Raw genomic sequence first — 273 nt, 5'->3', positions numbered from 1 at the left:
TAATGAATGGTCCTTTTGAGAAGTAATACTTAATCCCCCTAATCATTTCGACTAGGGGGAATTTTCTATCTTGCCTCCAACTCTTTTCCTTGCGGTAAGGTTGTTACAATGTTTATGGTAGCGGAATTAGTTCCTGTTTGATTTTTCTGTCGAGTCCGTTCTGAAAAATCTTGGCGAATATCATTTAGGACTTGCAAGATAACTTTTTCAGGGGCTGTTGGGTCATAACTTATTTTATTGACCAAGTGGCTATAGAGTAGAGTGTAGTGGATC

General features: G+C 38.5%; 1 pseudogene. It reads right to left on the bottom strand.

Features of this window, described 5'->3' with window-relative positions:
- Positions 1 to 65: 65 nt before the first annotated feature.
- Positions 66 to 273, bottom strand: a pseudogene (locus C1E99_RS00235) (hypothetical protein); the annotation flags it as partial.

Source organism: Streptococcus suis (assembly GCF_002964045.1).
GTDB classification, from domain to species: domain Bacteria; phylum Bacillota; class Bacilli; order Lactobacillales; family Streptococcaceae; genus Streptococcus; species Streptococcus suis_U.
The sequence above is the reverse complement of the archived record's forward strand: the minus strand, read 5'-3'. Positions and strand labels throughout refer to the sequence as shown.